A 25,133-nucleotide genomic window follows, 5' to 3' on the forward strand; every position below is an offset into this window, starting at 1 on the left:
GGGGAAGCTAGGAATGACTCAGTTAAGCAAATTGGCAGAAGAGAATGTACAGCGGTGGCTGTCGGATCCTTCGATCGACGAAGAGACCAAACAGGAGCTTCAGGGACTGCAGGCACAAACGCAGGAGCTGGAGGACCGTTTCTATAAAGATCTGGAATTCGGAACAGGCGGTCTGCGCGGCGTCATCGGCGCCGGAAGCAACCGGATGAACCGTTATACCGTCGGTAAAGCGACGCAGGGCTTTGCACGCTACATATTGGAGCAGCACGGCCAGGCGGAAGGCAAGCCTTCGGTGGTGATTGCTCATGATTCCCGCCATTATTCCCCGGAATTTGCGCTTGAGGCTGCGCTGGTGCTTGCAGGCAACGGCATTACAGCCAAGCTTTTTCCATCCCTTCGCTCCACGCCGCAGCTTTCGTTCAGCGTACGCCATCTCGGCGCGACGGGAGGCATCGTGGTTACGGCCAGCCATAACCCGCCGGAATACAACGGATATAAGGTTTACAACGCCGAAGGCGGCCAGCTCGTGCCGGATCAGGCGGAGAAGGTCATCAGCTATATCCAGGAGATTGATTCTTTTGCGTCGGTGAAGCGTCTTGAACAGGCTGAAGCGGAAGAACAGGGACTTCTGGTATGGCTCGGAGAGGCGGATGACGAGGCTTTTGTAGATACGGTTGCCGGACTCAGCGTCAATCGGAAGCTGATCGCCGAGAAGCTTGGCAAGGACTTCAACATCGTGTATACGCCGCTGCACGGCACAGGCAACGTTCCAGTCCGCCGCGCGCTTGAGAAGGTCGGCTTCACGAATGTTCACGTGGTCGCCGAGCAGGAGCAGCCGGATGCTGAATTCTCCACCGTGAAATCCCCGAATCCCGAAGAACGCGAAGCGTTCACGCTGGCCATGAAGCTGGGCAAAGAGGTGGGGGCGGACATTCTGGTCGGTACCGATCCGGACTGCGACCGTATGGGCGCGGTCGTGCTGAATGATGCAGGCGAGTATGAAGTCCTTTCCGGCAACCAGTCCGGCGCCATCATGATTCATTATTTGCTGAGCCAGCTGAAGGAGCAGGGCAAGCTCCCGTCAAACGGAGCGGTCATCAAGACGATCGTGACGAGCGAAATGGGCGCAGCCATCGCCAGCCATTACGGAGCGGAGGTCTTCAACACGCTGACCGGCTTCAAGTATATCGGCGAGAAAATGACCGAGTTCGAACAAACCGGCAGCCATACGTATCTGTTCGGATACGAAGAGAGCTATGGATATCTCGCAGGCACCTATGCCCGGGATAAGGATGCCGTCCTCGCATCGCTGCTCATCTGTGAAGCGGGTGCTTACTATAAAGCACAAGGCAAGACGCTTTACGACGTGCTGCAGGAACTGTACGAGCAGTTCGGATTTTTCCGCGAGAAATTGGAATCCCGCACGCTGAAGGGCAAAGACGGCCTGGCCCAAATCCAGGCGAAAATGGCCGACTGGCGCGAGCATGCGCCGAAGACGGTTGCCGGAGCATCCGTAACGGAGGTTCTGGATTACTCCAAAGGCCTGAACGGCCTGCCGAAAGAAAACGTGCTGAAATATATGCTGGACGACGGTTCCTGGTTCTGCCTGCGCCCGTCCGGTACGGAACCGAAGATCAAAGTCTACTTCGCTGTGCGCGGGTCTTCGCTGAAGGATGCGGAAGAGCGGATCCAGAAGCTGGCGGATGAAGTCATGGCGCGGGTAGACGCCTAACCAATCAAGATATGGATAGTCCGTGAGGGCCGCTGCCTATGGCCGCGGCTTTGCGGAGTTATAACGAGGAGGTACTTTTGGTGCATCAAAAATGGCAGCATTGGAACACGGCATCGCGCAAATGGCTGTGGATCCTGGTCGTTCTGGGCATACTTGCCGCTCTGCCGGTCGCGTATGACCGGTATCAGACAGAATCATCATCGAACAAGGTGGAGCTGGTATTCAATTACCGAGGGCTGGCCGAGGTAGCTTCCTACCAGGCACATCCCGAGCAGTTCATCTCGGAGCAGCTCGACAAGCTGAAAGCCGCTGGTATCACCAGCATGGCGATGTTTGAGAGCACGCTGGATGATTTCAAGAAAACCCGGCGGCTGATGGTATATAACGCCCAGGATGTTGCGCAAATGACGCAAAGCGTCGTTCCCACGGATGAGAATTTCACGTACATTCTGTTTACCAATGAAGAGAATGCGGGCCGGTTATCGCCTCTCATTGAAGATACCTTCACAAGTCTCGGCATTAACGTGAAGCCATGGGAGTTTCATAACCAGAAGGGCCTGATTGTGGAAACCTCGCCGGAGGATGCTGGACTGAAGCCAATGCAGCCAGACCCGATTGCATTCGAACTCCTGCGCAGCAAGGGCTTCCATATCGTTCCGCGCATGTCGGACAGCCTTCCTTACGATCAGGATGCCATGGAGAAGCTGCTCGCGTATTATGAAGCGAATGATGTGAACCGTATTCTGTTCGAAGGCGATTCGGTCAAAGGCTTTAACGACAATCAGGACAAGCACAGCCTGCAGAGCTTTGCCAGCCTGCTGAACCAGCATGGCATCGGCATTGCCGCGATCGAGAACACGAAGAAGCCGCAGGCAGGCATGGCGAAACTGTCGTATGACATCCATTATAATGTCGTCCGTCTGTATTCCTTGAGTGACAAGGATGCCCAGGCACTGGAAGAGAAGACGATTGCGGACCGGTTTGCCCTGGCTACGAAAGACCGGAATATCCGCATGCTGTATATCAACACCGCACCAAGCAAGAGCGTGACCAAAGCAGCGGTGACGGATTCGATCGACAACATCATCAAGAGTCTGAATGAGCCGGGCGGAGCCATCAAAGCGATGGAAAACAACGGCTTCACCATGGGCCGCGCCGAAGCGTTCCATGTGACGGACTCCTCGGCGCAGCGGTACTTTAAGCTGGTTGCCGTCCTGGGTGCTGTCGCCTTTATTTCACTCATGATTTCTTATTTCCTGCCGGCGCTCACGCTGCCTGCCTTCGTGCTGGGCATGATCGGAAGCGCAGGCTTGTATGTACTGAAGCCGACGCTGTTTGAACAGGCGCTGGCACTGCTAGTGGCAATCAGTGCACCGACGGTCGCCGTTGTGCTGGCGATCCGCAAGGTGAACGCATTGAACGCTGCGGATTCGGATCTTGCACCTGGCAAGCGGTTAGCGCATGCCATCGTGCTGTTCATCAAGACATCGATTATTTCCATGGCAGCCATTCCGTTCGTGATTGCGCTGCTGAACAATATTACGTACAGCCTGGTCATCAGCCAATTCCGTGGCGTAAGCCTGCTGCATGCCGCTCCGATCCTGCTCATCGCGGTCTTCGTCGTGCTGTACCGCGGCGGACGCCCCGTACAGCAAATCGGCAAGCTGTTCAGAACTCCGATCACGCTTGTATGGGTTGTTGCAGCTGTCGTCATCGCAGCAGCCGGATTCTACTATTTGAGCCGTACGGGCAACAGCGGCAAGGTCAGCTCGATCGAGATGGTCATCCGTCCGTTCCTGGAGAACACGTTCCATGTGCGGCCGCGTAACAAGGAGATCATCGCGCATCCGCTCTTCCTGCTCGGCATGTTCTTGTCCATCCGGCACCGGAATGCGATCTTCATCATGATCTTCGCGGTCATTGGCCAGCTGTCCATGGTGGATACCTTCGCCCATATCCACTCGCCGATGAAAATTTCGTTAGCCCGTGACCTGCTCGGTCTGGGAATCGGCTTCGTCCTCGGTCTGATCGCCATTGGTGTATGGCAAATTCTAGAAGGGTGTTGGAAAAAATGGTCACCTCGCCTCAAACAATAGTCATCTCGGGATACTATGGCTTTAAGAACAGCGGCGATGAGGCGGTGCTGCAGTCCATATTGACGGCTCTGGAAGAGAAGGGGCGGCAGGCTGGGGTTCAGCTGAACCCCGTCGTGCTCTCCATCGATCCGGAATGGACCTCCTCCACTTACGGCGTGCAGGCGGTTCACCGCATGAAACTGGGCGAAGTGAGACAAGCTTTGAAGAACAGCAGCGGACTCATCAGCGGCGGCGGCAGCCTGCTGCAGGATGCGACCAGCCCGAAGACGATTCCCTACTATATAGGCGTCATTAAGCTGGCTCAGTGGCTGCACAAGCCGGTATTCATCTATTCGCAGGGCATCGGCCCGGTGAACCGGAAGCTGTTTAATCCGCTGATCAAAAATACGTTTAAAAAATGCGAATTCATTTCGGTGCGCGACGTGCAGTCCTCTGAGCTGCTTCAGAGCATGGGACTTCCGGGCGGCCGCATTCAGGTGGTGCCGGACCCGGTTATGGGATTGATCCCTGAACCGGGAGATGCCGGAGCCGTTCCTTCTTCCACCGAGCCGAAGCTGCCGGTCATCGGCATATCGGTCCGGTACTGGGATGCGGAGCGCAGGGAGCTGAAGGGCATTGCAGAAGGGCTTCGGGCCCTATGCAAGAAGCAGGCGGTGCATCTGAGATTTCTGCCGTTCTACTACCCGAACGATGAGAAGGCATCGCAGGAAATCATCGAGCAGCTGGGAGATGTGGAGGCGGGGGGAAGCAAGGTATCCATCTGCCGGGAGGCGGTCGATCCGCGCCAGATGCTGGCAGAAGTCGGACGCTGCGATCTCGTGATCGGCATGAGGCTTCACAGCCTCATCTATGCGGCCAACCAGGTCGTACCGCTGATCGGCATTTCATATGATCCGAAGATCGATCATTTCCTGAAGCGGCTGGACATCGCTCCGGTCGGAACGAGCAGCGCGGTGGAGCCCGGCAAGCTCGAGGCGGAAATTTCCCGATTATTAGCTGGTGCTAGTACCTGGAAAGAAGCCAACAAACCGCGCATCGACAAGCTGAAGCAGGAAGCCCAGGCACCTGCGCAGCACATTATTGATTTTTTGAAGAGATCAGGTGATTGAACGGTGAACCCATTACAACAAGTGCCTACGGTTTCCATCTACGGCCTGCAGGTCAGCAGGCTCGGGATGGAAGACACTGTGAAATATTTGACCCAGCACCTGCAATCTGCCGAGCGCCGGCCTCATCAGGTCATTACGGCCAACCCGATCATGATCATGAAGGCTTTGGAAGAACCGGACTATATGCAGGTCATGAAAAACGCCGAACTGCTCGTGCCGGACGGTACGGGCGTCGTATGGGCAGCTTCGAGAACGGACAAGCCCGTACAGGAACGCGTCGCGGGCTTCGACCTTCTGCATGAGCTCATGCGGGTTGGAGAAGACTACCACTGGAAGGTGTATCTGCTCGGCTCCACGCCGGAAGTGATTCAGGCCACGGCAGAAAGGTTACATTTGCAATATCCGGGCGTAGAAATCTCGGGAGTTCGTGATGGGTTTTTCAAGGCAGATCAGGATGCGGAGGTCATTGCCGACATTCGGGCCAAGGCGCCGGATATTCTGTTCGTAGCCCGCGGAGCGGATACGCAGGAACCGTGGATCGCGCGCTACAAGGAGCAGCTCGGCGTTCCCCTGATGATGGGGGTCGGCGGAAGCTTTGACGTGATTTCGGGCAAGTCCAAGCGGGCACCGAAATTGTTCCAGAAACTTCGTGCAGAGTGGCTTTATCGTCTGTTAAGGGAGCCGACGAGGGCTTCCAGAATGCTTGCGCTGCCGAAATTCGCAGTTAAAGTGATGCGGGATAAAGAAAACATGACAAAACCGTGATAAATGACTCAAATGAGCTGCAAAAACCCGATTTTTTGCTGAAAAACAGGATTGGTTTTATTTTTTTGATGAGAGTATAATTCAATCCGGTAAAGAAAATGGGGGTTGAACAAAACATGTTAATGATAGCCATCATCGGATGTATTGTGTCATTAGCTTTGGCACTGCTGTTAACGCCGCTGGTGAAAAAATTTGCGATTAAAATTGGCGCAGTCGATGTCCCGAACGCCCGAAAAGTGCATACGAGAATCATGCCTCGGCTTGGCGGATTGGCGATATACCTGGCATTTATGCTGTCCATGTTTGCCATCCTTCCATTCGTCGCAGATCATTTTTCCATTCGGGATACGAATTTTATCAAGGCCTTTCTGATCGGCGGCTCGCTGATCGTTATCACCGGCGCCCTGGATGACCGTTTCGAACTGTCCGCCAAGGTAAAGCTGCTTGGACAGATCATTGCTGCATCCGTCGTCGTATTCGGATTTGACATCAAAGTTGATTTTGTGAATATACCTTTTAATGATACGTATTCGTCGCTTGAGAACTGGATCGCGATTCCGCTCACGATTCTCTGGATTGTCGGCGTCACGAACGCCATCAACCTGATTGACGGGCTTGACGGTCTCGCCGCTGGCGTATCCGGCATTGCGATCGGCACGATCCTCGTGATGTCGCTCCTGATGGGCAACCTTACGGTAGCGCTGATCTGCCTGCTGCTCCTCGGAGCGATCGTCGGATTTCTGTTCTTTAACTTTCATCCGGCGCAGATCTTCATGGGCGACACCGGCTCGCTATTCTTGGGCTTCTGCCTGGCGATGCTGTCCATGCTCGGATTTAAGCAGATTGCGATTGTATCCTTTATCACTCCGCTGATTATTATCGGCGTTCCGCTGTCGGACACGTTCTTTGCGATCGTTCGCCGCTGGATCCAGAAAAAACCGATCTTCGCTCCGGACAAAGGTCACCTGCACCACTGCCTGCGGGAAATTGGCTTCAGCCACCGCCAGTCTGTCCTCATCGTGTACGGCATCGCCGCTTTCTTCGGCGTCCTGGCTGTCATTCAGTCTTCCGCCGCGATGTATGAAGCGAATTGGGTCACCTTCGTCGTCATCTGCGTGATGATGTTCTTCCTGCAGATCGGCGCGGAAGTGATCGGCCTTGTCGGCAAGACGAAGCGTCCGATTCTGGATTTGGTAGCAAGGCTTAGAATGAAGGTTGGCGAGGAAAGAGGATCGAAGCTTTAGATAGAAGATTCAGTAACCAGAACTTATATGAATTTCATAATTTATATATATTTCAAACCCATCCAATTTTTGGACGGGTTTTTTTATCGTTTTTTCTAAAAAAATGGGTGCATGGGGCCGATAAAAGGGATATGTGATGAAGTTCAGATGTGAATAGGAGGTAAAGAATTGAAATTCACTGGAAAACGTAAGGGGGAAGCATTGGTGTCTAACCGACTTAGAACCATATTGAGCATAATGTTGACAGCGGTATTGATTGTGTCGTTCTTTCCACCGGGGATTGTTAAAGCAGCCGATTCTTCCGGTCAATATTTTCAATTTAAAAAGTTTAGTACGGATCAATCCTCGCCAACCATGGTGAATACAGGAACGGTTGAACTGGAAGGCAGCTTCAACGGTGTATCTGCGGATAGCATCTCCTTTCAGGTCGATTCCATCATTGGAGACAAAGTCATTCCGGGGATGAACGGTGCGGATGTGAAGCCGATCGTGGAAAATGAAAAGGATTTTCGCTTTCCAGGCGTGAAGCTCGCGCAAGGTTTGAACCGCATTACCGTTTATGGTTTAACGGCAAACGGCAGCAAAGCTAGCGGAGAGGCATATGTCAGTTTCTCCAACGTTCCGGCGATCTATAATATCAAACTCCCGGACGGCACGTCATTAACAGAAGAATCACAGACCATTGTGCATACACAGTCGATTACGCTGATGCTGGAAGCGCCTAATGCGACCGAAGTCATGGTGAATAACACCAAAATGTATAACGGTGGAAGTTCGACTTTTGTATTGAATGATATCAGGCTGAATCCGGGTCTGAATAAGCTTACCTTCGTAGCTACTACAGACATGGGCACACATACGTACAGCGTTAGCCGCGAAGTCGTATATGCCTCAACAGAAATCGGAACGCCATATAATACGAAAATCGGTTCCACCAAGATCGACAACAATTCAATCGTAAGTGGTGCGACAGTAACTGGAAAGCTTAGCGGTTCGATTATCTACGGCCTTCCAGAAGATCCGGCAATCCCAACACCGACCGACTTCTTTATTACGATTAAGAACACGGAGACTGGTGCAGAGCTTACCCCTGCGCCGATCGCGGCTACGGTACAAGGCAAAGACAATACGGGCTCGGCAATGGTTTTTAACTATACAACGAATACGGACGTTACCTTGCAGGACAACGGCAAATACGCGATTATTTTCTCGGGAATCAGCTACAACTCGATGGGTGTTATGCCTGTCAATTTCACGTACAGGAATGCTAGCACCTCGTATATTACAGGGGTTGATCAGCTTTATAGTGTATCCACTCTGAATGCTAACATGGTAACGTACTCTTCTAGTGCAGAATTTACAGGGAATAACAATTTATTCGAGCTTCCGCTTTGGATTAAAGTTAATACAAATGCAGTTTCTGCTGCTTCAAAAGTGAAGATTTCAACGTTGCAAAAAGGAGCAGCGGTGGGTTCGCCTACGTTTACAGCTAAACCGTACGTGGATCAATCCGGCTACAGAGTTTATCAAATTACCGGTTTGCCTGCGGGAGAGCAGGTTCTCAAAATCGAACTGGTCGGTGCCAGTGGCAACGTAGAGGACTCCAAGCAGTTTGCGATTAATTATATTTCTGCACCGTTTGTGGAATTAACCAATATTTATAATAACCAGGTATTCACAAGCAATGACAGTTTCAAAGAGATCTCCGGCCGCTTGGTGAATTTCCTTAGCAGTGATATCAATTCATTAAAAATATCAATTAACGGGAACAGCGCTAGTCTCGAATCTGTTATTCAAGATATGAAATTTGTATACACCGTTCCTGCCGAAATGAAGCTGGTCAGCGGACCTAACAAAATCAGCATCACAGGTACGGCGAACGGCATTCCAGTGTCCACCAATCTGACCGTCTATCTGTTCCCGGACAAGCTGCCTCAGATCTCCGGATTCATTCCTCTCCCCGTAGGACAATCTACGGACAAAGAAGAGGTTTTCAAGCCAAACGGGAATTTGCAGTATACGACCTATCAAACATTTGCAGACATTCAGTTTGTAGCAACTAACGCCGATGAGATCGTGATTTCGGTAGATGGCAAACAGCTGGTGCTTTCGAACAAGAATACAGATAATACATGGACCAGCAAAGACTCTGCTGGCGGCACCTATACAGGGCTGACAGCTGTGCCGACCTCTGATTTGGGGAATGCGTTCCAGTTTACGCTTAGTAAAATTGCCTTGCCGAAAACAGGCGTAAAATCAATCGTTGTTCAAGCGAGATTGGGCGCAGCCTCGATCTCTCAAACGCTGCAAATCACGCGTGAACTGATGCCTTATGTAATTTTGTCACCAAAACTGCCCAATGAGAGCGTCATTAAGCAGAACTTCCTGGAAGTAAGTATTCAAGCGGATGGCGCGGATCAGGTGTTAATCGGAAAAACACCGATGGTGAAAGGCGATCAGGATATCTTCCGCCAGGAAGTGAACAACCTGAAAAAGGGTAAGAACACCATTAAATTTACGGTCGTACAAGGAACTCAAAAACTGAACGGTCAGTTTGACGTTACCTATTCGGATCAGGTGCTGCAGGGTGCCCAGTACAAGACAACCTTGACCTCTTCGGGAAAACTGACAGCCTTCCAGGGCAATGTGCAGATTACCTTCCCGAAAGGAACGATGCTGCGCGATGCAAGTCCGGACCCGGGCTCCACGAATACGCAGACCATCAACCTGTTCGACGGCCAGAACATCTTGCTGGGGATTGCCGATCCGCAGGATGGACGTACCGTGAAGCTGTATAATCCGGTAGGTGAAAAAGTGGACGGCGTGTATCAGGATGGCAAGCTGATGAATATACAAGCGAATAGTCTTGCAGCGGCTCTGTTGATGCCAAAATCCCATTTCGGTTATGCATCCAATCTGTATTGGATCGATCCGGGCTACTTCAAGCAGCCGCTGAGTCAGAATGATTTCGAGACGATCACAGCAAGTCATCCATATAAGAAGAATAATGAATTCTTCGGGAACCATATGGGGAAATGGCTGGAGCCGACTCAACAAGGCACGATTACCTTGAGTTACGATCCCAAAATGGTGAATGCAGCAACCGAGGGAATCTCGGTATGGAAGAACAACGGTGGCACATGGGTCAACATGGGCGGTAAAGTAAACACGAGTAAGAAAACGATCACCGCTACGTTTGACGGTTTCGGTTATTATACCGTTATGAGTCTTCGTTACAGTTATGACGATATCGTGGCCCATCCTAATGCCCGTCCTGACCTGGAGCTAATGCTGGCCAGAGGTATCATGAATCCGAAGGATAATAATCAGTTTAGCGTCTATGAGAACTTGACACGTGGCGAATTTGCCACAATGATCGTGAAGATGCTTGATATTCCTCTGGATTATGATCCAAACAACCTGACCTTCGCTGACGTGGTGAAATACGGGGATTACAGATGGGATTACAGATACATCGAGACTGCTGTTCGAAAAGGCATTATTCGGGGTACAGCTCCAAGAGTATTCTCGCCTAACGGATCGCTGACCCGCGAAGAAGCGGCGAACATGATCGCGAGAGCGATGAATCTAAAGCTGGGGGATCAACAGAAGGATCTGGCTGCACTGCAGAAGTCCTTTACGGATGCGAATACGATCTCTTCGCCATATTCCATTACGTCCATTCAGGCCGTAACGAAAGCAGGGATTATTACCGGCATTCCAAACAAACTGCTTCAAGGACAAAAGAAATTAACGTACCGTTTTGACCCGCAAGCATATCTGACTCGGGCAGATGCTGCCGTCATTTCCAAACGGATTATGACGAAAATGAAGAAGCTCTAAATTGCAGGGAATACAGTGGACGAATCTCTATCTTCCTGAGCTATTCAGGCGGGTAGAGATTCGTTTTATATGCGTGCATATACTGCATGAACTCTATTTCCAATTACAACTCTTTGTAATTTGTAAGAGTTTAGGATACAATGTCGTAGAACGACAATTTATATTTAAAGGGTGAAGGCTATCTTATGAAACCGATCTATTCCAAGGCTCAGCTCGAATACCTGAGAGCAAAAACCAAATTTGAAAATAAGGCCAGCACGTTGGAGAAAAAGATTGAGATGACTCGCAAGACCAGAGAGATTACTCAAGAAGTTATGGAAGGCCTTGTAATGGAAACGGGCTTTCATGATGCCTATAACGAATTGATGCAATCCGAGAATGAACTGATTGAATGGTCCCATTCCACCATTAAGCATGAGAAGACCTACCGCGAGAACAAGCAGCCGATCGAGCAGATGTATCAGAATATCAATACAAACCCGGAGATGCGCGCGCAGATCATCGAGCTTGCGATGAAGATCCGTTAATATTTTGTTACCTTTCTAATCACTTCTATTATAAAGAACGCCATTCGGCGTTCTTTTTTTGTGCAAGCTGTTTAACTTGCGATAGTCGCGGGTATTTGATTACCAGATATTTCTTGTACAAACCTACGTGTTTCGCTATAATTTTCTCGAGAGGTAACAATTTTGAAATTTTTTTTAAAACGGTGCAACTTTTTAAAACCTCACGCGTCTAAGATGTAGAGTCAATTACGGTGGGTAAATCCAAGTATGACCTGTAGATGAAATATGTCTATATTTTAGAAAAATGTTCTTTACGGCATCTTGACCCCATTGTATAATACTTAGGTAGGATTAGGAATCTACTCTTTTTTTGTCGTATTGCATGTTTACCAGTTTCTGTGATTTCGTCACAGACATCATTTATATGAAAATTTGCTCCAACTCGGGAAAGGGGGTGCACGACGATATGAGTAACAAGAGCTACCCAATTAAAGAAAACTCTAATGTGATGAAAGTTCAAGGAGGAGAACAAAAGGTTATGAAGAAAATTTTAACAGTAGCACTGTCTACAGCAATGGCATTCTCCATGTTTGCATCTGTAGCATTCGGTGATTCCGCAACAGCAGTAACTCCACAAGAGAAGTTTGACGCTCTGGCAGCTAAAGGTATCTTCAACGGCTACCCAGACAAGCAAGCTCACCTTGAGAAAGACATGACTCGCGCTGAGTTCGCGAAAGTCATCACTAAACTTCTTGGACTGAAAGAAGTAACTGGCACATTGTCTTACAAAGACAAAGGCTACGACGCTAAGAACTGGGCTGTACCTTACATCGAAGCAGTAACAGCTGCTGGCATCATGGAAGGTCAAGACACAGTTAAGAAAATCTTCAACTACAACGGTAAAGTAACTGTTCAAGAAATGGCTACTGTACTGACTCGTGCGTTGAAACTTGAAGTTCCTGCAACTGCTGACAACAGCGCGTCTGCATGGGCTAAAGGTTATGTGCAAGCAGCAATCGACAAAGGTCTGATCGCGAAAGACCTGAACTTCCAAGCTAACGCTTCCCGTTCGCAACTGGTAGAGGCTGCTTATGCAATCGACCAAATGCAAAACGTGACTGTAGCTTCTTACAAAGTTGTTGATCCTAGCAACGTTGAGTTCACTTTGAACACTGGCGAAGTGGTTAAAGTGAAACTTGAAAAAGCTCTGGAAGCTAACAAAGAAACAGAAGTTAAATTCAAAAACGCTGCTGGCCAAGAAATCACTGCAAAAGTGACTTATGTGGTAACTACAGCAACTAAAGTCGAAAAAGTATCCGCGTCCAATTTGAAAGAAGTTTTGGTTGCGTTTGACGGAGATGTGAATAAAGCATCTGCTGAAAATGTTGCGACTTACACTTTGAAAGATGACGCTGGTAATTCTGTTGCAATTAAATCTGCTGCTCTTCAAGAAGGTGGAAAGTCTGTCATTCTTACATTGACGAATAGCCTTTCCAACCAAGAGGATTACAAGCTGTCTGTGAATTCTTTGAAGGGTTCTGACACCACTAAACTGGTTACCCAAAAAGACATTGAGTTTAAACCAGTTGACTCTGCTCTTCCAACGGTAGAAAGCGTAGAAGGCCTGGGTAACAAAGCTATTAAGATTACCTTCTCTGAGCCTGTCGTAAGTACTAGCTCCGTTGCTGCTACGTTTAAACTGGATGGCACTGCAATTTCCGGTGTGATCTCTGGATCCGGTAGCCGTGAATTGATTGTTGAAGTATTTAACACATTGAGTGTTGGTAAACACACTCTGACAATTAATGATAAAGTTCAAGATTATGTTCCTTATAAATTAATTGAAACTTCTAAAGAGTTTGACGTTGTTGAAGACAAAACAGCTCCTACAATCGCAGAAGTTAAGGATGTTACTCTTGAAGGTGCTACAGTAGTGTTCAGTGAAGATGTAAAAGACACTGAAGCTGTAAAAGGTGGTAACTACTACTGGATGAGCGGATCCACTAAACATTACGCAAATAACCCAGTAGAAAAGATCAACTCCAAAACATTTAAACTTACCTTTAGTGGAAATGATAAACTTCCGGCTGTTGCAACGGATCTGTATGTACAAAATGTAGTTGATTACAGCGGAAATGGAATTGCAGCTGATACTAAAGTATCCATTAATCCTGTAGTTGATCAAACTCGTCCTGAAGTTGTAAGTGCAATTTTCGATGACAGCTCGTACGACAGAGTGAAATTTACTTTCACTAAACCAGTAGATCTTTCTACTTTCAAAACATCGAACGTGGTTTTGAAAAATAAAGATGGTAAAGTAGTAACTGATTATGGTGTTTCTGTTCTTGGTGGAGCAACTGGGGTAACTAAAGAGTTTACTCTTGTATTCTCTAGTGCCCTTGATTCTGGAAATTATACCCTAGAACTTTCTGGACTCCAAGATACTACTACACTTAAAAACACAATGCTTCCATACACTGTTTCTCTTGAAGCTAAGGATGCTGCAGCACCAAGTGTAGCTGATGTGTCTGGTAACCGCAATGTGTACTATGTAACTTATAATAAAGCGATGGATACTACAACAACAGCATCTATCCTTAACCCAGATAACTACTTTGTGAAGTACTTCAAGCAAAACAATCCAACTGCAATCACTGGTAAATTGCCAGCAGGTACTAACATTAGTCCTGTAAATGATAATAAAGGTGTAATTATCACTTTGCCATCTAATGTAACTAGTGTGAGTGAAATTACAATTCAAGGCGTTAAGAGTGAAGCTGGTGTCTACCTGAGTGGTTATTCTGTAACGTTTGGCCCTGCAGGAAATCCGATCAATGCAGATTTCAAAGTAGTGCGCGCTAATGCAACAGCAAAAGACACTGTATTGGTTAAGTTTAACCAACCAGTATCCTCTGTAGATAAGGATTTGTTCACAACATCTGGTGGCAAAACAGTAACGAATGCTGTAGTTGATTCCAGTGATAACACTGTGGTTAAGTTGACTTTGAGTAGCAAGCTTCCTGCAAACGCTGGAGAAACATTGAACTTCTCGAGTAATGCTGCGAAGAACCTTGTGAACGCTCCGTTGACTGGAACAAGTGCTACAATTCTAGATACCGTTGCTCCTTCTGTAGCAAAAACAAACAATGGTAAAATTGATTTGGGTACTGACATTTCCTTTAACCCTGCTGCACTTGAACTGACAATTAATCTTGACGAAGATGTAAAAGCTAAAAACACTGCGAACTTTAAAGATAATTTCAAAGTTTACAAAGCTGATGGAACTTCGATTGGCTATGGCAGCGCAGGTGAGACTTACGAAGTTAAAAATGTAAGTAGCCTTACTAGTGCAGGAACTGATGAAATCGTTCTGGATTTCTCCCGTGTTTCTTATGTTGGAGGAATTAACGTAGTGTTTAATAACGATAATGGGAATTTTGTTGACGCATCAGCAAAAGGAACAGACGGAGCAGACAAAACTGATCTGAAAGTTGAAGGTTTTGACACTACTGATTCCTCTACTGTAACTGGTAGTCTGTCTGTTTCGAGAGTTGCAACAACTGCCCCTGCAGTTGGTAACATTACTGTTAACAACAACTATAATAGCGACGATACTGTAGCTGTTACAGGTTTGACTCCTGGTGATGTAGTTAAGGTTTACACTTCTGCCGCTAAAACGACTCTTCTCGGTTCTGCTACTGTAGCTGCAGGTCAAACCAATGCAACTGTAACTGTTAATCAGTTGGGTGCTTCTGCAGGAAATGTTTATGTAACTGTAACTAGTACTGGTAAAGGTGAGTCTGTAGCAACTGTAAAACCTTATGCTGCTGAAGTAGTTCAATCTACAGCGCCTGCAGCTTCGAGTATTACGGTTACTAATAACCCTGTTGGAACACCGGATACTGTAGAAGTTACTGGACTTGTTGCTGGTGACGTGGTAAAAGTTTATGCTACATCCTCTGCAACTACTGCTCTGGGTCAAGCAACTGTAGCGAGTGGAGATACTTCTGCTACAGTGTCTATTGCACAACTAGGAACAGCGGATGGTGATGTGTGGGTGAGTGTAACTAAAGTTGATCAAGCTGAATCTACACGCACTGTAAAAGCATACTCTGCTGAATAAAAAAACAGGAATCACTAAGGGGCCTACCATTTATTTGGTTGGCCCCTTTCTAATTTATGGATAGCAGTTCAAAAGATGATCCTAGCTAGGAGGTTATAATGAGTAAAAAGTACAGAGTTCCTTTAGCAATTGCTTTCATTGGCTCAGGCATAGCCCTCGGCTCCATCTTCAACATCACCGCCCAAGGCGCAGGTGCAACAAACCAAGCTGGAACAGTCGACGATCCCGTCGTAACCAAGAGTTACGTTGACCAACAAATACAAAAAGCGCTCGGTGGTGGCGTAAGCACAACTCCAACAACGCCTACGGCCCCTACAACACCAACCACACCACCAGCTACTACACAGCCATCCGATGGCAAAGAAACAACAACAGTAGAGAACACGGTATCTGTCGTTACCCTGAAGCCAGGAGAGAAGCTGATCGCCAAAGCTGGAGCAGAATTCATCATCCGCAGCGGTAAAGGCGTGATCTATAGCGCGGACGCTAATGGTGTTGCCGATCTGACGGACGGTAAAGATATTGCTAATGGACAACCTGCCGGAAACAATCATCTGTTGTCTTTTCCAAGAGACGGCCGTGGCATTATGGTCCAGGAAGGCAATACATATAGTTTGATTGTCATGGTGCGCGGCGGGTATACGATTCAATAAAATCTTCATTATAATGGCTAAGGCTTCTTAAGCTTATTTTTGCCATAAGTAACAATCATTTATACGTCTAGTGCCAAACAAAATACAAATACTACTCTTGCAGGACCAATACGCAGGAGGTGTTTGGATTATGGCCAGAAACAGCAATCGTAAAGTCGTACCGGAATCCCGCAACATGCTCAATCAAATGAAATATGAAATTGCTGCTGAATTCGGTCTTGGAGCGGCATATGGCTCTGGTCACGGGAGTGCTGATACCGAGTTTGCCGGTGAATTAGGCGAAGTCGGAGGCGGGTTTGGCGGCGGCAGCTCGTATGGAGGTCATCTGACTTCCCGTGAGAACGGATCCGTGGGCGGAGAAATGACCAAACGGCTGATCCGTCAGGCGCAGCAAAGCTTGCTGTAACGGGAATCATCGATCTACTTGAATTGACATGGGTTGACAAATACGTTAATATGTCCATTGAGGATTGTCATGCAGCCTTTTCCTATTCAGGGAAAGGTTCATTTTTTGTATAGGGCAACCTTACGCCGTTGTTTATTATCCTTATAGGAGGTTGATACTATGTCTGTAAAAGGACGTCATCTGTTTACATCAGAGTCCGTTACGGAAGGACATCCGGATAAGATTTGTGACCAAATCTCCGATGCGGTGCTTGACGCTTTTCTGGAAAATGATCCAAATGCACGCGTGGCCTGCGAAGTTTCAGTTGCAACTGGACTTGTGCTTGTCATCGGTGAAATCAGTACGAAATCCGAGTATGTTGATATCCCATCTATTGTTAGAAATACGGTAAAGGAAATTGGGTATACTCGTGCCAAGTATGGCTTTGACTATAATACATGTGCAGTGTTAACATCCCTGAACGAGCAGTCCGCTGACATCGCGCAGGGTGTAAACGCTGCGCTGGAAAACCGCGACCCTGCCCAAATGGACAAGGAAACGGAAAATATCGGTGCAGGCGACCAGGGCTTGATGTTTGGTTTTGCAACCAACGACACTCCTGAACTGATGCCGCTTCCGATCGCACTGTCTCACCGCATTGCACGCCGCTTGTCTGAGGTTCGTAAGGACGGTACGCTCGAGTACCTTCGTCCGGACGGCAAAACCCAGGTAACCATCGAGTACATGGATGACAAGCCGGTACGCGTGGACACGATCGTCGTATCGACGCAGCATTCCGAAGATATTACGCTGGAGCAAATCCAGGCGGACATCAAAGAGAAAGTAATTCTCCCTGTCGTTCCTGAGGAACTGCTGGACGAGAATACGAAATATTACATCAATCCTACCGGACGTTTTGTCATCGGCGGACCGCAAGGCGACGCTGGTTTGACAGGTCGTAAGATCATCGTGGACACTTACGGTGGTTACGCTCGCCATGGCGGTGGTGCATTCTCCGGTAAGGATCCAACGAAGGTAGACCGCTCCGCAGCTTATGCGGCTCGTTACGTGGCGAAGAACCTCGTGGCAGCCGGTCTGGCTGACAAATGCGAGATCCAGTTGGCTTATGCGATCGGTGTCGCTACACCGGTATCGATCAACGTGGATACGTACGGCACAGGCAAAGTCGCCGACGATACGCTCGTTGAGCTGATCCGCAGCAACTTTGACCTCCGTCCTGCAGGCATCATTCGCATGCTGGATCTGCGTCGTCCGATTTACAAGCAAACCGCAGCTTATGGTCACTTCGGCCGTACCGATGTGGATTTGCCTTGGGAGCGCGTAGACAAAGCCGAAGAGCTGAAAGCTCAAGCCGGCCTGTAAGACAACCTATACTTAAAAATGAACCTCAGTTTGGCATAGGCCAGGCTGAGGTTTTTTGTGCGTCAATCCGTCCCTCAAGCCCCCGTTCGGCTAAACTTCCCTCGTCTTCTGACCGAAATAGAAGTATAAGGTTGTGTTTGATGTGGGGCTCATGAAACATGTCAGGAGAACGAAAGCCCGGAAAGGAAGGATGAATCGAATGAGAAAAAGGCTATCGATGATGTTGGCCTTCATCTTGACGATCGGAGTCATAGGAGGAAACTTGGGGGCTGCCAGAGCATCTGCCGCGGAAGCAATACCCAACCCGGATCCTGTTATCTCTGTTTCGGCAAATGAGTGCAGTATAAATGAAGTAAGCCGAACACCGGTGTTCACGCTAACCTTCAGTCAGCCTATGAAGCTGGTGGATGAAAGCGGCAATGCGGCGATTAAGCTTATTGATGAAACCAGTCAAAGCTCGGACAATATCGTGATCCCGATGACAGCAGGTAACCCGGGGCAAAAGGTGTATCAGATTCCGGTGGATTACAAGAAGCCACTGGAATACAACCATAGCTATATTGTGAGGGTAGACCAGGGTGCCTTTGAGGTTGAAGCAGACCCTTCTGTTCAAAACTCCTTAAAGGAGCTGTCTTTTAAGACAATCAAGCAAGGCGTTCAATCCTATGAACCAGCTGCTCATTCGACTTCCATCAATCCGAATCTGAAACAGCTTGAAATTACGTTTAACGAAAAAATGAAGACTGGCACGGGTGAAGTGAAGGTTGTCCTTCAATCGAATACCAATACCGTTATTGAAATAATTCCTGCAGGCAGCATCACCATCAATAACTGTCAGGCCACGATACCGCTGACGAAGCCGCTTGCCATGGGGACCTCGTATGCGGTCATCATTGACGGAGCAGTGTTCGTAACGGAAACGGGAGCCAGCTTTAAAGGAATTCAAGCGGCGGAATGGAACTTTACGACATATGGCAGCACAGCGATTCAAACTACATATCCTGCGAATAATGGCATCTTGTCAGGGAGCCAAGTGATCCTATATTATAACCAACCTGTCCGTGCCGGTTCAGGCACGATTGATCTGTACAGATCGAACGGGACCAACATAACGAGACTTGATGCAGCTAGCAGTTTGGTCAAAGGCAGTGGTACCGCGCAAATAACCGTTGATTTTAGCGCTTATCTGCAGGCTAATACGGATTATTATGTGCTTGTCAACTCGAATGCTTTTAAAGACCAGTGGGGTAACCCTGTCCAAGGTATTACGTCGAACAATGGTCTTCGTTTTTCAACGGCCATGGATAGTTCTTCATTGTTGACTATAAGCAATTTGTATCCTTCTAACCAGCAAACGGGAGTGGCGATCGATAGCGATCTGTACATTAGCTTTAACCGTGCGGTAGAGCGGGGCAATGGAGAGGTATCAGTTCGCAAATCCGGCAGCAGCTATAACGTGCCTGTAACCGTGACGCCAAGCGGCAGAGAGGTACGGATTCGGCTGGATTCCGGATACACGTACGATTATGATTCCACCTATTATGTGACGATCGGGCGGAACGCCTTTTATGACGCGCAGAACTATAATATCCAGTATGCGGGACTATCAGGAAGCTGGTCGTTCCAGACACCAGTCACGGACAAACAGCCGCCTGTAATCCAGAGCAGTGATATGTACAACAATACAACGATCCGGTTAGCTTACAATAAACAGCTTTACTCTGATTATTGGCTACAGACGAGCAGTTTCAGCGTAACCGTCAATGAAGAGGCTCGGCGGATCTCGAATGTATATACATCGGGTGACAGCGTCTATGTCGTTTTGGATACGGGAGTGGCCGTGGGTCAAAACGTGAAAATCAGCTATACCGCTGGTACGCGGCCGATTCAAGACCTATACCGGAATTCAGCTGCAAGCTTCTCACAGCGCGAGGTGCTGAACGGGATCGACACTGCATTGCCCAAGCCCAGCAGCGGGACGGCATCTTACAGTAATATCACGCTTTACTACAATCAGCCGTTAAAAGGCGTGTCCTCCAGCGCCTATGAGCAGTTCACGGTCAAGGGGGATGGCACGACGTATGGCATCAAGTCGATCAGTCAAAGCGGACAAACGATTTATTTGACGCTGAGCAGTCCGATATCGGATGGCCAAGTGGTAAAGCTGAGCTATAAACCTGGCAAAGAACCCATTCAGGACAGCAGGGGGCAAAACATCAGTGCCTTTACGGATTTTATCCTCCGCAACCTCCAGGACTCAAAGGCGCCCATATTCCAGTCGGCCACAGGAACAGGCAGCAAAGTGACGCTGACCTACAATGAACTGCTGAGCACGAGCAATATTCCGATGAAAAGTCAGTTCTCGGTTCTGGTGAACGGCGTTCCTAACTATGTGAATACCGTGGAAGTGAAGGATACTCAGGTCAACCTGACGTTGGCTTCACCTCTTAACAATATTGGGAATTCCAAAGTAACGGTATCTTATGTCCCGGGCACCACCCGTCTGACGGATCTAAACGGCAACGCCGCAGGGTACGTCAATCTGGAGCCTGTGAAAATTACGGAAAGCAACGTGAACAGTGAAATCAAGTCAATTACGATTCAAGGGGACACCCTGCAAATTACGTACAACAAAACGCTCATGGCTCAGTCTTATCTCTCAACAGAGCAGTTTCAGGTGTACGTGGACAGCGTTCAGCGAGGTGTGCTGCAGGCATTCATAGGCGGCGATATGGTGACGTTGAAGCTGACCAGCGCTGTTACCAGCGGCCAGAAGGTAGATGTATCCTATCTGCCAGGTGTATATGGTATTAGCGATACGTATGGAACGAAAATGACGTACTTCAGCCGGCTATCCGCAAGCGAAGGGGCGGCAGGAAGCAAGGACCTGAACCTTCCCGAATATTTGTCCCTGACGGATTTGAAGGATTTTGGCATTTCGACGTTTATGCTGAACGAGAAGGCAGTTTCCTCTTCTCTAAGTATTAATTCCCGGAATAACCAGACGATGAAGCAACTGTTCATTGATTCGGACAAGCTGAGAGATGCGTTCGGTTATATCGTAAACTCTAAACAGTCCACGCATATGCTGCTGATCAATGCACCTGCAGACAATAGTTCCGTGACCGCCAGCATTTCGCTTAGCACACTGGAGAATGTCTATGCCAAGGACAAGCAGGCGTCCATTGCGGTGAAAGCCGGAGAGGCTATGATCGTGCTCCCTCTCAGCCAGATCAACATCGCGGAGATATCCAGAACGCTGCAGACCGGATCGGGCAATATTAAGTTGAATTTGGCCGTGGACAAGCTGTCGGCGGAATCCTTCGCTCTACTGAACGACAAGCTGAACGCTGCGGCTATTCAAAAGCTTACGGACCCGTATGATTTTTATGTCTCGGCGGTGGACAGCAACGCTGTTTCGCGAACAACGGAGCTAAAGGTGAACAACCAATACCTGATTCTCAACCACTCGACGATGACCGCGGATCGAATGGGAATGTACCGCTGGGATGTCGGCGCCGATAAAATGACGTTCGTCCCGGGTACGGTTGATAGCAATGGTGACATTCAGGTGATCCGGGGGAAAGCGAAAGGCAACCACCTGGTCATTGGCGGCATGGCGTATAAATACTATAACGATACGAACAACCACTGGGCTAAGGTTCCCATTATTAACTTGGCTAGCAGGTTCATTGTGGATGGAAGAACAACCAATACCTTCGCACCGAACAAAAACATCACTCGTGCGGAATTTGCGGAGTACGTGGCAAGAGGGCTCGGTCTCCCCGGAGACGTGCAGACCTCACAGCGCTTTTACGATGTTACGAATATCAAGGAAAATGCCTTTATCGGTGCAGCCGTGAAGGCCGGGATCATTGCCGGGAACACCGACGGTTCGTTTAAGCCGGACAGCCCGATTACTAGGGAGCAAATGGCGATCATTATGGCACGGGCCATGAACTACACCGGATTCAAGACGGATTTGAACTATTCGGCGGCAACCTACCTGAAGAAATTCAAGGATTATAAGCAGATTCAATCGCCGGATTCGGCTGCGCGGCTGCTGAAGGAAGGCATCATCCAGGGCGTCACCCCGACCACCTTCCAACCGAAAGGCTATGCGACCCGCGCGCAGGCGGCGGTCATGCTGGAACGTCTGCTGAAAAAAGTGGGATACCTGTAATTCTGAATCTAGCGTTTCTATTGAATAACTTTTACTATGAAGCCTTCTCTCATCCAACCGATGAGGGAGGGCTTTTTTTCGCCAAATCTATGAAAATCGCTGAAAATGCAGGTTTTGCCGTAACTTTTCAGGCTTAAAACAGTCTATTACATGTATGGAGGTTACAGGATAGTAATCTCTTCGTCTGTTTTTTATGCTAAAAGGACGGGTTATGCAGTGCAAGTCAGGAACATTTTGGAAGAGTGGAACGTCAGTAGTTTTGTAGAATGGTACACATGGCAGAAATAGCAGAATTGGTAGACCTGGGGACAGAAGTTGTTTTAAAAAGATGGGAGAGTCGCTTTTCATGAAATGGAATAACAGGCAGAATGAGAATAAAAGCAAAATGAATGCAGGCAAGAAATGGATGGTCGTATCCTTGGCAGGCCTGCTCTTTGTTGCGCCGGTCGTCGGCAGCGGCATTCCGCTGAACGGGCATTCGATCTCGTCGGTGGCGAGCGCTGCGTCGTCTAAGGTCACGAAGCTGGGGGAAAATCCGGTCACGTCCGGAGCGATTTTGACGAAATACAGATTTACGACGACGCGTTCCGGTAAGCAGGTCAACGCGCTGGCAGATGTCATCCGGATTGATCTGCAGAATCCGTACGTCAAGATGGACGTGATGAACGGCAAGGACGGACAGTTCACGACCAAGCAGAGCACGGGCGGCATGGCGAAGGAAACCGGCGCCGTAGCTGCGGTGAACGGGGATTATTTTAATACGGGCGCAGAGGGAGCTCCGATCGGCGGACAGGTCACCAATGGCGAGCTGCTGTCGACGCCTTCGGATATTAAAGGCATGTATTCTTTTGCGGTGACAACGTCCGGCAAGCCGATCATTGACGATTTTGCGTTTGAAGGCTCCGTTACGGCCGAGGACGGCTCCTCCTTCCCGCTGGCAGGCATGAATAAAACGTCTTACAGCCCGGCGAGCACAGGCGCTACATACAGCCACGTGGACGCTATGTTCATTTACACGAGTGCCTGGAAATCCACTGTACGTCCGAAAAACAGCGCCACAACACCGGTTGAAGTGCTGGTGCAGAATGGCGTGATTACGCAGATTTCGGGCCAGGGCGGCTTTGCCGATATGGCAGTGCCGGCGGACGGTTACATTTTGCGGACCCATGGCAAGGCGGCCAAATTCGTGACGGAGCACCTGGCAGTAGGCCAGAAGCTGAACACCAGCTACATGCTGAAATCCAAGACGATGGGGCAATCCGTAGATCCGGCCGACCTGCAGATGATGATCGGCGGCCACACGATTCTGGTGAATAACGGACAGGCCTCGGCATTTTCGCGCGATGTGTCCAGCATTGGAGGCTACCGGGCCAGAACGGCACTGGGTTACTCCAAGGACCAGCGTTATGCTTATATTATTGCGGTAGAGAAGAATGACAACAGTGCCGGCATGTCGCTCGGCGAACTGCAGTCGTTTATGGTGAATATCGGGGTCTGGAAGGGCCTGAACCTCGACGGGGGCGGTTCCACGACCATGGTCAGCCGTCCGCTCGCTGAAGATACCGCTGTGCTGACGTTCAACACCGAGTACGGTACAGAGCAGCGCAGCGTTGTTAACGCCGTAGGCGTGTATACGAGCGCTCCTAAAGGCGAGCTGAAAGGTCTGAAGATCAGCGGCAGCACCGCGATCCTGATCGGCCAGCAGGCTTCATTCAAGCTGAAGGGCTATGATAACTACTATAATCCGGTCGATACATCGAACCTGACGCCGACCTGGAAATCCAGCAACGGCAACATCAAGGTTGCAGGACAGACGGTCACGGGCGTAACGCCGGGTACGTCCAAAATTACGGCTGTCAGCGGAGGCGCCAGCACCAGCATGGACGTCAAGGTGCTCGGCGGCGACGATTTGAACGCGCTGAGCGTGGCTTCGGCAACCGCACCGCTTCAGGCGGGAAGCACGGTATCCGTACCGGTCAAAGCGACGACGAAGGACGGCCATTCGATCGACGTGCCGGACAGCGCGCTGAAATGGGAATTCATCGGCTTCAAGGGCAGCGTGCAGAACGGCAAGCTGACGGTCAGCTCCGTGAACGCGGATGCCAAGGTCGGCTACGCCATTGCCCGTTACAACGGCTTCAGCACGGCAGTCGTGCTGTCCGCTGCGGGTGAGGACCTATGGGAGAACTTCGAGAACGTAAGCTATACGATCCAATTTACGAGCAACAACCCGCAGGTGAGCGGTACGGCTGCCGTCGCGCAGGGCAGCGGGGACCATGCCAATTCCAAAGTGCTTCAGCTGACATACGACATGACGGCTGGAACCGGCAAAATGTATGCTTACGCCGAACTGAACGGCTCTACAGGCAAAGCAATTTCGGCTCCGGCGACCTCGATGTCGATTGACGTGATGGGCGACCACAGTTTAAACTGGGCGCGTGCGGAGCTGAAAGACAAGAACGGCAATACCGTTTACGTCGACCTCGCCAAAAATATCGATTGGGACGGCTGGAAGACGCTGAATATCGATCTGAGCGACAAAGGCATCGCCTTCCCGGCGCAGCTTAAGCGGGTATATGTGGTGAACGTGGAAGAGGGTCAGGACGAACGGGCGAAGACCGGCACGGTGGCTTTTGATAATATCAAATTCACGATGCCTAGCTTGTCCAGCGAAGCGGGTCTGCCGACAGGCAAAGTCATCATGGCGATCGGCCAAAAATCCTTAATGACCAATGGACAGAAGAAAACGATGGAAACCGCTCCGGTCATGAAAAACAACAGTACGTACATTCCGATCAAATATGTACTTGATACCTTTGGCGGTCAGGCCAAGTGGGATCCAGCCAATCAGCGCATCACGGTTATCCGCGGCGGAAAAGTCCTGGATTTGAAAGTAGGAAATAAGGACTTTATACTGAATGGCAAGCGTAAAGGTGCAGAAGTTGCGCCTTATATCAGTCAAGGTCGTACTTTAGTCCCACTTCGGCTCGTATCCGAGCAATTAGGATTAAATGTAAAATGGGAACAAAACACGAAGACCGTCACTATCGAATCATGATATGGTATGATATGTATAGAAATGAACTAGTAAACATGGATATCAGCTCATTC

Annotated in this window: 13 protein-coding genes; all 13 read left to right on the forward strand. The window is 49.2% G+C overall.

Going from position 1 to position 25,133, the window contains the following annotated elements; all coding sequences use genetic code 11:
• Nucleotides 1-13: 13 nt before the first annotated feature.
• The 13 genes from ACTHPM_RS18180 (at nucleotide 14) to ACTHPM_RS18240 (ending at nucleotide 25,080) form a co-directional block, all read left to right on the forward strand.
• Nucleotides 14-1,732 (forward strand): phospho-sugar mutase, encoded by a 1,719-nt coding sequence (locus ACTHPM_RS18180; protein ID WP_440396346.1) that lies wholly within the window; start codon nucleotides 14-16, stop codon nucleotides 1,730-1,732.
• A gap of 80 nt (nucleotides 1,733-1,812) precedes the next feature.
• On the forward strand, nucleotides 1,813-3,828 hold the full coding sequence (locus tag ACTHPM_RS18185) for a DUF5693 family protein (protein WP_440396345.1): 2,016 nt from the start codon (nucleotides 1,813-1,815) through the stop codon (nucleotides 3,826-3,828).
• Nucleotides 3,804-4,937 carry a polysaccharide pyruvyl transferase CsaB gene (csaB, locus tag ACTHPM_RS18190; protein ID WP_440396806.1) on the forward strand — a complete coding sequence of 378 codons (1,134 nt, stop codon included), beginning with the start codon at nucleotides 3,804-3,806 and terminating at the stop codon, nucleotides 4,935-4,937. The genes ACTHPM_RS18185 and csaB overlap by 25 nt, the downstream gene beginning before the upstream one ends.
• Before the next feature lie 3 nt (nucleotides 4,938-4,940).
• Complete coding sequence (locus ACTHPM_RS18195; RefSeq protein ID WP_440396344.1) at nucleotides 4,941-5,702, forward strand: WecB/TagA/CpsF family glycosyltransferase; 762 nt, start codon at nucleotides 4,941-4,943, stop codon at nucleotides 5,700-5,702.
• Nucleotides 5,703-5,818: 116 nt separating this feature from the next.
• The gene (locus ACTHPM_RS18200) at nucleotides 5,819-6,946 is read left to right on the forward strand and encodes an MraY family glycosyltransferase (protein WP_440396343.1); all 1,128 of its coding nucleotides are present in this window, start codon (nucleotides 5,819-5,821) and stop codon (nucleotides 6,944-6,946) included.
• A gap of 237 nt (nucleotides 6,947-7,183) precedes the next feature.
• Entirely contained in the window at nucleotides 7,184-10,789 is a 3,606-nt protein-coding gene (locus ACTHPM_RS18205; RefSeq protein WP_440396805.1) for an S-layer homology domain-containing protein, read from the forward strand.
• Nucleotides 10,790-10,974: 185 nt separating this feature from the next.
• Nucleotides 10,975-11,316 (forward strand): hypothetical protein, encoded by a 342-nt coding sequence (locus ACTHPM_RS18210; protein ID WP_440396342.1) that lies wholly within the window; start codon nucleotides 10,975-10,977, stop codon nucleotides 11,314-11,316.
• Nucleotides 11,317-11,761: 445 nt separating this feature from the next.
• Nucleotides 11,762-15,418 carry a hypothetical protein gene (locus tag ACTHPM_RS18215; protein ID WP_440396341.1) on the forward strand — a complete coding sequence of 1,219 codons (3,657 nt, stop codon included), beginning with the start codon at nucleotides 11,762-11,764 and terminating at the stop codon, nucleotides 15,416-15,418.
• Nucleotides 15,419-15,516: 98 nt separating this feature from the next.
• Nucleotides 15,517-16,071: a hypothetical protein gene (locus tag ACTHPM_RS18220; RefSeq protein WP_440396340.1), complete on the forward strand. Its 555-nt coding sequence runs from the start codon at nucleotides 15,517-15,519 to the stop codon at nucleotides 16,069-16,071.
• 130 nt (nucleotides 16,072-16,201) lie between these two features.
• Nucleotides 16,202-16,477, forward strand: a complete 276-nt coding sequence (locus tag ACTHPM_RS18225) for a small, acid-soluble spore protein, alpha/beta type (protein WP_440396339.1) — start codon at nucleotides 16,202-16,204, stop codon at nucleotides 16,475-16,477.
• Between the two features lie 159 nt (nucleotides 16,478-16,636).
• Complete coding sequence (gene metK / locus ACTHPM_RS18230; RefSeq protein WP_440396338.1) at nucleotides 16,637-17,839, forward strand: methionine adenosyltransferase; 1,203 nt, start codon at nucleotides 16,637-16,639, stop codon at nucleotides 17,837-17,839.
• Between the two features lie 199 nt (nucleotides 17,840-18,038).
• Nucleotides 18,039-22,022, forward strand: a complete 3,984-nt coding sequence (locus ACTHPM_RS18235) for a SwmB domain-containing protein (RefSeq protein WP_440396337.1) — start codon at nucleotides 18,039-18,041, stop codon at nucleotides 22,020-22,022.
• Nucleotides 22,023-22,368: 346 nt separating this feature from the next.
• The gene (locus ACTHPM_RS18240; protein WP_440396336.1) at nucleotides 22,369-25,080 is read left to right on the forward strand and encodes a stalk domain-containing protein; all 2,712 of its coding nucleotides are present in this window, start codon (nucleotides 22,369-22,371) and stop codon (nucleotides 25,078-25,080) included.
• Nucleotides 25,081-25,133 lie beyond the last annotated feature (53 nt).

The organism is Paenibacillus sp. SAFN-054 (genome assembly GCF_051966755.1).
In the GTDB taxonomy this organism is placed as follows: domain Bacteria; phylum Bacillota; class Bacilli; order Paenibacillales; family Paenibacillaceae; genus Paenibacillus_AQ.

What these genes read in the sequence shown, in the direction of transcription:
- ACTHPM_RS18225 (WP_440396339.1), top strand. Translation starts at nt 16,202, where the DNA reads ATGGCCAGAAACAGCAATCGTAAAGTCGTACCGGAATCCCGCAACATG.
- ACTHPM_RS18180 (WP_440396346.1), top strand. Translation starts at nt 14, where the DNA reads ATGACTCAGTTAAGCAAATTGGCAGAAGAGAATGTACAGCGGTGGCTG.
- ACTHPM_RS18240 (WP_440396336.1), top strand. Translation starts at nt 22,369, where the DNA reads ATGAAATGGAATAACAGGCAGAATGAGAATAAAAGCAAAATGAATGCA.
- metK (WP_440396338.1), top strand. Translation starts at nt 16,637, where the DNA reads ATGTCTGTAAAAGGACGTCATCTGTTTACATCAGAGTCCGTTACGGAA.
- ACTHPM_RS18215 (WP_440396341.1), top strand. Translation starts at nt 11,762, where the DNA reads ATGAGTAACAAGAGCTACCCAATTAAAGAAAACTCTAATGTGATGAAA.
- ACTHPM_RS18235 (WP_440396337.1), top strand. Translation starts at nt 18,039, where the DNA reads ATGAGAAAAAGGCTATCGATGATGTTGGCCTTCATCTTGACGATCGGA.
- ACTHPM_RS18205 (WP_440396805.1), top strand. Translation starts at nt 7,184, where the DNA reads ATGTTGACAGCGGTATTGATTGTGTCGTTCTTTCCACCGGGGATTGTT.
- ACTHPM_RS18210 (WP_440396342.1), top strand. Translation starts at nt 10,975, where the DNA reads ATGAAACCGATCTATTCCAAGGCTCAGCTCGAATACCTGAGAGCAAAA.
- csaB (WP_440396806.1), top strand. Translation starts at nt 3,804, where the DNA reads ATGGTCACCTCGCCTCAAACAATAGTCATCTCGGGATACTATGGCTTT.
- ACTHPM_RS18220 (WP_440396340.1), top strand. Translation starts at nt 15,517, where the DNA reads ATGAGTAAAAAGTACAGAGTTCCTTTAGCAATTGCTTTCATTGGCTCA.
- ACTHPM_RS18200 (WP_440396343.1), top strand. Translation starts at nt 5,819, where the DNA reads ATGTTAATGATAGCCATCATCGGATGTATTGTGTCATTAGCTTTGGCA.